Annotated in this window: 8 protein-coding genes and 2 tRNA genes; 6 read left to right on the top strand and 4 right to left on the bottom strand. The window is 35.6% G+C overall.

The window, feature by feature from the left end:
- Window positions 1–459: 459 nt before the first annotated feature.
- The 4 genes from ACFO5Y_RS02870 (at window position 460) to ACFO5Y_RS02855 (ending at window position 3,371) form a co-directional block, all read left to right on the top strand.
- Complete coding sequence (locus ACFO5Y_RS02870; protein WP_068130419.1) at window positions 460–774, top strand: ArsR/SmtB family transcription factor; 315 nt, start codon at window positions 460–462, stop codon at window positions 772–774.
- A gap of 23 nt (window positions 775–797) precedes the next feature.
- On the top strand, window positions 798–1,721 hold the full coding sequence (locus tag ACFO5Y_RS02865) for a cation diffusion facilitator family transporter (protein WP_197105113.1): 924 nt from the start codon (window positions 798–800) through the stop codon (window positions 1,719–1,721).
- Window positions 1,722–1,828: 107 nt separating this feature from the next.
- The gene (locus ACFO5Y_RS02860) at window positions 1,829–2,182 is read left to right on the top strand and encodes a S24 family peptidase (RefSeq protein ID WP_231606948.1); all 354 of its coding nucleotides are present in this window, start codon (window positions 1,829–1,831) and stop codon (window positions 2,180–2,182) included.
- A gap of 46 nt (window positions 2,183–2,228) precedes the next feature.
- The gene (locus ACFO5Y_RS02855; protein ID WP_197105111.1) at window positions 2,229–3,371 is read left to right on the top strand and encodes a tyrosine-type recombinase/integrase; all 1,143 of its coding nucleotides are present in this window, start codon (window positions 2,229–2,231) and stop codon (window positions 3,369–3,371) included.
- Between the two features lie 196 nt (window positions 3,372–3,567).
- Here the strand turns inward: ACFO5Y_RS02855 and ACFO5Y_RS02850 are convergent.
- Both ACFO5Y_RS02850 and ACFO5Y_RS02845 read right to left on the bottom strand, forming a co-directional pair.
- Window positions 3,568–3,640: transfer RNA gene (locus ACFO5Y_RS02850), tRNA-Thr, on the bottom strand.
- Between the two features lie 41 nt (window positions 3,641–3,681).
- Window positions 3,682–3,754 (bottom strand) — tRNA-Lys (locus ACFO5Y_RS02845).
- Window positions 3,755–3,912: 158 nt separating this feature from the next.
- Here ACFO5Y_RS02845 and ACFO5Y_RS02840 point away from each other — a divergent pair.
- Both ACFO5Y_RS02840 and ACFO5Y_RS02835 read left to right on the top strand, forming a co-directional pair.
- On the top strand, window positions 3,913–5,673 hold the full coding sequence (locus tag ACFO5Y_RS02840) for a DUF2207 domain-containing protein (RefSeq protein WP_197105110.1): 1,761 nt from the start codon (window positions 3,913–3,915) through the stop codon (window positions 5,671–5,673).
- Between the two features lie 208 nt (window positions 5,674–5,881).
- Window positions 5,882–8,779: an insulinase family protein gene (locus ACFO5Y_RS02835; RefSeq protein ID WP_197105109.1), complete on the top strand. Its 2,898-nt coding sequence runs from the start codon at window positions 5,882–5,884 to the stop codon at window positions 8,777–8,779.
- A gap of 51 nt (window positions 8,780–8,830) precedes the next feature.
- Here the strand turns inward: ACFO5Y_RS02835 and ACFO5Y_RS02830 are convergent, their stop codons facing one another.
- On the bottom strand, window positions 8,831–9,340 hold the full coding sequence (locus tag ACFO5Y_RS02830; RefSeq protein ID WP_197105108.1) for a GNAT family N-acetyltransferase: 510 nt from the start codon (window positions 9,338–9,340) through the stop codon (window positions 8,831–8,833).
- A gap of 125 nt (window positions 9,341–9,465) precedes the next feature.
- Window positions 9,466–9,990 carry a peptide-methionine (S)-S-oxide reductase MsrA gene (gene msrA / locus ACFO5Y_RS02825; protein WP_197105107.1) on the bottom strand — a complete coding sequence of 175 codons (525 nt, stop codon included), beginning with the start codon at window positions 9,988–9,990 and terminating at the stop codon, window positions 9,466–9,468.
- Between the last annotated feature and the right edge of the window lie 9 nt (window positions 9,991–9,999).

The following is a 9,999-nucleotide window of genomic DNA, read 5'->3' as shown; positions in this document are numbered from 1 at the left end:
CCAATAAAGTATAAAACGATTGGCATTTTTCCGTGTTCATGGTCATGGTCGTGGTTGTGATTATGTTTTTATTGAGATTGTTGTTCTTCGATAGTTTCCATTTTTATCACCTTCCTATATAATTCCTTTGATTTCCATTCATTTACTTATTAAATCACACAAATTCCCACTAAAAGAAGAGAAGTATTCATGTAATTTCCATTGTCTCTGACTCCTTTCAGTTGTCCCATATGTAAATCGGAATCTTTACGTTTTACATATGAATAACAAAACATATGTTTAGAAAATCATATTAACTCACTGTATGAGCTTTGTCAAGACAAGATGCTTCTTGTTCAAATGGACTACTATTATGAATACAAAAGTCTTAATTTAGTCTATAAACTAAAAACTCGCATCGTTTTACTCATGTGGTATTATATATATGAACGGAAAATCATATGAGAGGAATAAGAGCATATGCATACATCAACATCTTCGCCAATCAATAAAGAGAAGATTCAATCAATAAGCAAATTATTCAAAGTGATTAGTGACCCTACACGCTTGTCGATTCTCTTTCTTTTACAGAAAAAAGAACTCAGTGTTGGAAACATTGTGCTTGCATTGGATATGGAACAGTCCGCGATTTCACACCAACTAAAAATATTGAAAGATTCGCGTTTAGTGAAGGCAAGGAGAGAAGGGAAAAGCATGGTTTACAGTCTTGATGATCTTCATGTTTTCAGTATTCTCGAACAAGTCTTAACTCATATCAACGAACTAGAACAATAAGAGCAAATAATATATAAAACTAAATGGAGGTTTTTAAAATTTCAAAATCAGAGAAACAAGAAAAGCACTCGCACCAAAATCAACCGAAGAAAAATATAAAAATTGCTTTTTTTATCAACTTTATTTTTTCTATAACTGAATTTTTCTTTGGGTCTCTTTTCAATAGTGTGTCAATTATGTCCGACGCGGTTCATGATTTAGGGGATTCCATTTCAATTGGTTTCGCTTGGTTTTTCCAGGGGTACTCAGAAAAACAGCAAGATGAACAGTTCACTTTTGGTTATAACCGATTTTCATTATTAGGGGCGCTGATAACTGGAGTAGTGCTGATCGGTGGCTCATTCTTTATGATTTACCGAAGTATCCCACGTTTGATTGATCCACAACCGGTTAATTACAGTGGCATGTTTTGGCTTTCACTCGTGGCGATTGGGTTAAATGGGTATGCGGCTTGGATTTTAAGCAAAGGGTCATCTAAAAACGAAGGCATGTTGAACCTGCATATGCTAGAAGATGTATTAGGGTGGATTGGGGTCTTGGTTGTGAGTATCGTAATGAACTTTACCGAGGCTTATCGATTGGATCCAATCTTATCGATTTTGATAGCACTCTATATCCTCTATAAAACTGTACCTGAATTTTTCAGTACAATGAAAATTTTATTGAACGGTTCGCCGGAAAATGTAAACGTAGAGAACCTGGCGAACTCCATTAACAATATTCCTGCTGTAAAGGACCTCTCTCATTTTCACATTTGGTCACTGGACGGAGAAGAAAATGCCCTTATCGTTACGGTTCTTATAGACTCTTCCGATATAAACAAGACTAGGGAAATCAAAGAAGAAATTGCAGAGCTTGCCCATACATCGGGTGTAAAGGATCATATCACAATAGAAATAACTACAAGTAAAGACGAACTGGAAAAAGGGTATGCTTATGGCAGTTAAAGTATTTATATATTGAAAAAAGGACTATTTTAAATCGAGTAGGAGACTAGTCAATTAATGGCTAGTCTCCTACTCGATTTATTAGTGCAAAGCACCCCTTAAATTTAATGCAAAATAAAATTACAATTTACAACGTGAGTCACGAATCTATAGAAATCGCATTGCCCGTTGTTACTGATAGTAAATTAGCATTCTATAAACAGGAGGATACATCAATGGATCCATTAATTAGAGAGAACACACTAGTTTTAACAAAATCTTATACTGATGCAGCAGACGGGAGTCTGGTAGTAATCCTACCAGATGGTGAAACAAAACCACTTGTAAGATTTTTAAGATATGACAAAGACAGAGCGCTTTTTATTTCTGAAAATAGTTTAGATAATAAGATATACACTGTAGATGATGCGACAATAATCGGTGATGTAATAGCATCGATAAATATTTTTAACACATTATAATTTTAATATCTTCTATACACGCTGGTACGTAGAATAGGAGAAAAAAATGATAGAACAGTATGAATTAATAAATGGAAAAACCCAATATGAAATAAATCATTATTTAGGCATTAATGCACTGACTGGTGAAGAACAAAGAATTAGAAAACGTGGATTTTCATCATTGTCAGAAGCAAAACTATATATCTCAAGAAAAGAGGTTGAGTTTGAAAATAGTCATGGTCGAATTAAGAAAAAACCTAAACGCCAGAAGTTCGAGGATGTTTATAGATTGTGGTTTAAGCAATACAAATTAACAGTCAAAGAGGTAACATATAAGCATTCAAAAAAAGCGACAGATCTTCATGCCCTCCCTGTGTTAGGGAAATATTACATAGACATGATATCGGTCGAAATGTGTCAAGATCTTGTCAATAATTGGTATTCTTCCTACACTAAAGCAACAATGTTAGTAAGCATTGTTAATAGAATTTTTAAATTTGCAATCAGTGCAAATTATTGTTCTGAAAATCCTATGAGCATGATTATTCGTCCAAGAAATACACATAAAAAAGATTATGATGCTCCCTTTTATTCAAAAAATGAGCTAATACATTTTTTTGAGTGCATCAGCAAAACAGAAAATAATATAAAGCTCGTATTATTTAGAGTTTTAGCTTTCACTGGATTACATCGTGGTGAAATTTTAGGTTTACAGTGGAGAGATATCGATGAAGTAAATCATACACTCTCTGTTAGAAGGGTTTTAGCTGAAGGAATAGAGGGGACTATATTCCAAGATCCCAAAACCAGCGCTAGTAAAAGAACAATATCAATTGATAACACTACGATGAAAATTCTCCAGGATTGGAAAAGAGCACAGAGAATTGATTTTTTAAAACTAGGAATTAATACAAATGGCCCAAGCCAACTTGTTTTTACAAATGAACATAATAAACATCTGAATTTGTATTATATTAGTACTGCACTTCAGCGGATAATTTCAGCCCATAAACTAAAACATTTAAATGTTCATAGATTTAGACATACTCATTGCGCCCTACTGTTCGAGGCAGGATTAGAGATAAAAGAAGTCCAAGAAAGATTGGGTCATTCAAGTATAGAAACCACAATGAATATATATGACCATGTTACTGAAAATAGACGTGAAGATGCTGCAGACAAATTTGCGAATTTTATGAGCTTATAAACTACGTATTTACAATCCAAAACATTGGGTAAGTCAATTATGGAACAACTTATGGAACAACTTTTCAGTTTTTCGAAATACTCATACATACACTTGAATGATTACTTATAGAAAAAATTAGTTTTTTTCTATAAGTAGATTATAAAAATAAGCACAAAAAAACATCCCTACCGAAGTAAGGATGTAGTGTATGTTATGCCGGCTAAAGGAGTTGAACCCTCGACCCTCTGATTACAAATCAGATGCTCTACCAACTGAGCTAAGCCGGCTTGTTACATATTGACTAATCATTATAGTAATAAGATTAGTATGACCCGCGCAGGAATCGAACCTGCGACCCACTGATTAAAAGTCAGTTGCTCTACCGACTGAGCTAGCGAGTCGTTTTGACGACCTATATATAATACGATATTTCCATACCTTTTGTCAACACTTTTTAAAAAGTTTTTTTTATTATTTTTCAAAAGCTCGCTAGTTATTGTTATGTCGGGCTTTTGATATATGGTAAACTGAATATACAAATAAAAGGATGTGAAAAAGTATGAGACGTATTTTATTTACTCTTAGTATTATACTCGCTACTGCCCTCACTTTGCAAGGGGAAAAAGTATTTGCCGATAATAAAATTCATTCCATTGATATTTCAGTGGAACTTCAAGAAGATGGATCAGCGATTGTTGAGGAAACTCGTAACATGACGGCTGATGATGGGACTGAATTATATATTGAGATGAACAACTTACAAGATTCAGAAGTATCCAATTTTTCAGTGGAAGGATTTAACTTTAATCCCGTTTGGGACTCAGATCAGTCTTTAGAAGAAAAGGAAGGATACTACGGTATCATTCGTGATGACGATGATACAGAGCTCGTATGGGGTATGGGTGAGCACGGGGATAAGACCTACCAACTAACTTATACTTTGTCTAATGTCGTCCGGAATTTAAATGACGGGCAAGGTTTACTTTGGAACTTTGACACCTTCCTAGGTATTCCAACAGAGGATTTAACTTTAACGATTGAATCTCCAGTCGGCCTATCTCAGGACAATACAAACTTCTGGGGATACGGCTTTGATGGTGATATCCAGATGCAAGGGGATCAAATTGTTTGGACTTCAGAAGAATCACTCGATGATGGAAACAATGTCACGGTCTTGCTGCAATTTCCTTCGGATTTATTTAATACTAGCGCAAGTGTAGACATGACGCTTGAGGAGCAAAGAGAGATGGCTAATGAAGGATCCTCTTACAATAAATCTTCATCATCAGATAGTAGTTGGATTTTTTGGCTCATATTTGGAATCACGTTTATTCCAGGTCTAGGTATCTCCACTGCAATCATGATATATTTCTTCAAAGTTCGAAAAGTAAAACGCGAGAACAATGCTATGGTTACCGGAGCAGAACGAATAAAAATGAATAAAGGTAAGACAACCGATGTGGTTCCTGAATACGGTGATGATATTGCTAATATCGCATTCTTTCTACAAGAACTTCAAGCAGGTTACTTTGAAGACTATTTTGCAGCTTACTTAACTAAGTGGCTAAGTGAAGACCGCATTGAAATTGAAACATTTAAGACTGATAAATTTTTCGGTGATAAATACACAACATATATTCATGTTAAAGATTTTGATCAACAACAACCGGCAATGACTTTTGATGAATGGGTTGAGAAGAACCCTGAAGATTCTACAATTGAGGACGCTATGTGGATCATGTTACTCGATGCTTCGGATTCTCATGGTGAAATTGATTCCACAGTTATGATGGAATGGGCGAAAGAACATGCGGATGAAGTAACGAAATTCGAACTCATTCTTAAAGCTCGTTCGATGGAATATTTAGAAGATGCCGGGTATATCAACGTTGTTAAAGACAAAGTTTGGAAGCGAACAATCACGATTGCTCAATCGACACCAAAAGGTGAAGAGTTATTCAATCACATTACACAATATGTCGCTTATTTAGATGACATTGAAGTAGATCATGTTCAAGAAGATAAGCAATTATCTAATATTTTAGTTTGGGCACTAATCGGTGGTGCTGCAACAAAGATTGCGAAACAATACGAAGATATTCTTCCAATGAAAAAAGCTTATGACGACAGCAGCACGACTTATACACCGACTCATTACTGGCATAGTACGATGCATTTCCGTCAAAATTGGTCTACAGGACTTTCTAGTGGTGGCTTTAATTCAGTCGTCGCTGGTGGAGGCAGTGGCGGTTCTGGTGGTGCGACATCTTCAGGTGGAGGTGGCGGTGCCGGCGGAGGAGGTGGCGGTGGTGCGAGATAACCATTTTCTTAACAAGGGCTCCAACTGATTTTTTTACAACAAAGGTATTCAACATTTCTGGTAAATTTACTAGAATGTTGAATACCTTTTTATTTAAATATTTTCCTAAGATGTTTCTTTTGTCTTGAAAGGCCCCTTTCCTTGTATTAAGTATCAATTCCAGATAAAATATGCTAATAGCATAATAAATTTCACAATGGAGGATTGTATGACTTTTAAATTAATCGAAACCAAAGAATTAAACGATATTCATTCAATTGGTAAGTTATATGAGCACGAAGAAACAGGTGCTCAAGTATTACACTTAGATAATGATGACAAAAATAAAGCATTCACAATTGCTTTCAAAACACCCCCTTACGATGATAATGGGATTGCCCACATCTTAGAACACTCGGTCTTAAATGGCTCAAAGAAATTCCCATCGAAAGAGCCGTTTGTTGAACTAATCAAAGGTTCTTTAAATACCTTTGTTAATGCGATGACATTCTCGGATAAGACAATTTATCCAGTTGCATCAACGAATCAAAAAGATTTTTCGAATTTGATGAGCGTTTATTTAGATGCGGTCTTCCAACCACTGATTTACTCAAATCCACAAATTCTTGAACAAGAGGGTTGGCATTATCATTTAGAAAATGCTGAAGATGATTTAATCTACAAAGGTGTTGTTTATAATGAGATGAAAGGTGCGACAGCCTCACCTGACAGCCAATTATATACAGCCATTCAAAAGTATTTATACAAAGGAACACCGTATGAATTCGAATCAGGTGGATTGCCATCTACCATTCCATCTTTAACACAAGAAGCTTTTCTTGATTTCCATGAGAAACACTACCATCCAAGTAGCTCATTAACGATTCTGTATGGAGATTTAGATACGGATCACGCTTTTGACTTACTTGCTTCTTACTTTGATGGCAAAGGTCAATTAGATGAGCCAGTCGTTGATTTAACTTTTGAAGCGACTCAACCTAAGGAAGAAGATGTCGAATTAACCTATTCAATTACAGACGGTGATGACCCTGATCAAAAAGATTACTTAGCAATTGCTTGGCATACCGCAACAGCTTCAGATTCCTTAGAACAACACGGTTTACGTGTGTTAGCCGAGATTTTATTCGGTAATAATCAAGCGCCTTTAAAGAAAGCCTTACTCGAAGCTGAAATTGGCGGGGATATTAATGGTGATTTCTTCCAAGTCGGCTATCCTGCAGTCTTCTCAATCGATGCAAAATACAGTGACAAAGGCAATATGGACCGCTTTAAAGAAGTGGTTGAGTCCACTTTAACTGACCTAGTTAAAGAAGGTATCTCAAAAGAATTAATTCAAGCTGCCTTAAATAAAATCACTTTCCGCTTAAAAGAATCAGCTATCTCAGAAAGTAATCCACGCGGCGTTCTTTACGCAATTAGTTCATTAAATACTTGGTTATATGATTTATCGCCATTCGAATCATTAGAATTCTCAGATAAATTGGATTTACTCGCAAAATTATCTGAAGAAGGTTACTTTGAACAATTGATTCAAGATAAATTATTAAATAATACAAAACGCGTGAACATTGTATTAAAAGCTGAACCTGGAAAAAATGATGCCATTGAAAAAGAAACATTAAAAACTTTACAAGAATACAAAGCGAGCCTATCTGACCAAGAAATTGATACATTAGTTGAGCAAACGCAAGCACTTATCGCTCGTCAAGAAGCTCCAGATAAAGCAGAGGATTTAGCTGCGATTCCGACATTAGACAAAGAAGATTTATCCTCTGAAACAGAAGATTATCCTTTAACTGAAAGTACTTTATTCGAAGGAACAACACTGTATCACGCGGACCAATTCACTTCTGGCATTGATTATCTTGATTTATACTTTGATGTGTCTGACTTTGAAGCGGAAGATTACTTATTATTAAGTTATTTAAGTCAATTATTAGGTGATTTGCCTACTGAAAATTATTCTGTTGCAGAATTGCAAACGCAAATTGACTTACACACGGGTGGTATTCACGGTGGCGTAGTTGTTTATGAAACAGTGACTGGCGAAGCCAAACCTTACTTTACTTTGCGAGGTAAATCACTGGAAGCATCATTCACTAAATTAGTTGAGTTAATTCATGAAATTATGACAGGAACTCAATTTACTGACCGAACTGAATTATTGAATATTACTCAACGTCATGTGTCTGATTTTGAAGATGATATTAACTCCGCTGCTCATGTCATTGCTGCTTCACGTGCTTTAAGCCAAGTGAAACCTGTCAGCAAATTAGGGGAATTAATTAACGGGATTGATCAATTTAATTTCACGAAAGAGCTATTAAAACAAATTAAAGCCAATGATATGAGTGATTTAAGTGAAAAATTACAAAATATGTTAGAACGTTTATTAAATAAACAACGTATCCATGCGCTTTATATTGGTGAAGAAAACCGTTTAGAAGACGTGAAAACAACATTTACCGAAGCTTTTGCTTCATTAAGAAGTGAGTCTTTAGGCGATGCTGTAACGTATGAAGCCGGCGAGAAAAAGAACGAAGCCTTTATTACTGCTCAAGATGTGAACTATGTTGGTTTTGCGTCGGATGCTACGAATGAATTGACTTATTCCGGATCATCTCTCGTTCTATCCACTTTCTTACGTTACGATTACTTATGGAATAACATTCGCGTTAAGGGTGGCGCATATGGTTCAATGTTCCGTCACAACTTAAATGGAGATTTCCAATTAAGTTCGTACCGCGACCCTAATATTAAAAAGACAATCCAAACATATCAAGGGATTCCTGAATTTATTGAAGCTCTACAACTTGACGACGCAAGCTTATTAAAAGCAATCATTGGTACTCTAAGTAATTTAGACCAACCATTGTCTGCTTACCACAAAGGTAAGCGTGCATTCTCTCGTCACCAAGTCGGACGTACGACAGCTGATGTGATTCAACTTAAAGAAGAAGTGTTAGCTACAACTGAAGCGAACTTAACTGTCTTAAGTGAAGGATTCCGATCAGTGATTGATAAGGGAACGGTTGCTGTGATAGGTAACAAAGCCCAAATTGAACAAGAACGTGAGAACTTCGATGACATTCACGAACTCTATTAATTCTTAATACAACAAAAATCCACTACTGATTTTGGTCAGTAGTGGATCTTTTTATTTTATATACTCAAATTCAACTTCATCTTTCAAGATGCCCATAAAGTAGGCATCTCGGTATTGTCCATTTGTATAGAAGTGGTCTTTCATTGTTCCTTCTTGTCTAAAGCCTAATTTTTTATAGATATGGACCGCTGGATGATTGTTCACATCCACAATTAAATATACTTTATGCATATTTAAAATCGAGAAAGCATACTCAATTCCTTTTCGTAAAGCCTTTTGTGCCAAGCCTTGTCCGCGGAATCGTTTAATAACAATAATTTGAATTTCGCAATTACGATGAATATAATCGATTTCCATTAATTCAACAACCCCAACAAACTCTCCGGCTACTTCAATGACAAAGCGTCTTTCAGAAGAATCAAAGAGATGCTTATCATATAATCGTTCTAATTCATCGAGCGACTCATAGGGTTCTTCGAACCAATAAGCCATCATCTCGCGCTCATTATTGATGATATGAATCGAAGGTAAGTCATTCTTTTCTAATGCTCTAATTATCATTCTAATCGCTTCCTTTAGTCATTATTTGGTTTTCTCTAAACTTATTATAGCATTTACATAACTAACCACAAAAAAGTTTCCAACAAAATTAATTTGTTAGAAACTTCATTGACGTACTCTATTCATTATTGTTTATGCTTTTCAACAAACGCTGCTCGTCCTGACCCAATAGTATAACGATTATAGTGTTCAGGATTTTTCTTATAATAATCTTGATGATAATCTTCTGCTTCATAAAATGGTTTTGCATCTTCAACCGGTACAACGACGGGTTTACCAAATCGCCCACTCTTATCCAAAGCTTCTCTTGATTCTTTAGCTAATTGACGTTGCTCTTCAGAATTAACGAATATCACCGGACGATAAGATGTTCCACGGTCATAAAATTGACCCGTCGCATCTGTTGGGTCCATACTTGACCAATAAATATCAAGCAATTGTTGGTACGTTATCTTTTCTGGATCAAAGGTAATTTCAACCGCTTCTGTATGATTTGTTTCACCACTTGTTACTTGTGCATAGGTCGGATTTTCAGTCTGGCCTCCAGTATAACCTGAAACAACCGCTTCAACTCCATCCATTTCATCAAATGGATGAACCATACACCAGAAACACCCTCCAGCAAATATTGCTTTTTCAAATTGACTCATTATATCCAA

The sequence above is a fragment of the Ruoffia tabacinasalis genome (assembly GCF_042652985.1).
Classification (GTDB): Bacteria; Bacillota; Bacilli; order Lactobacillales; family Aerococcaceae; genus Ruoffia; species Ruoffia tabacinasalis.
Note: the sequence above shows the minus strand (reverse complement) of the source record. Positions and strands in the feature narration are given on the sequence as shown.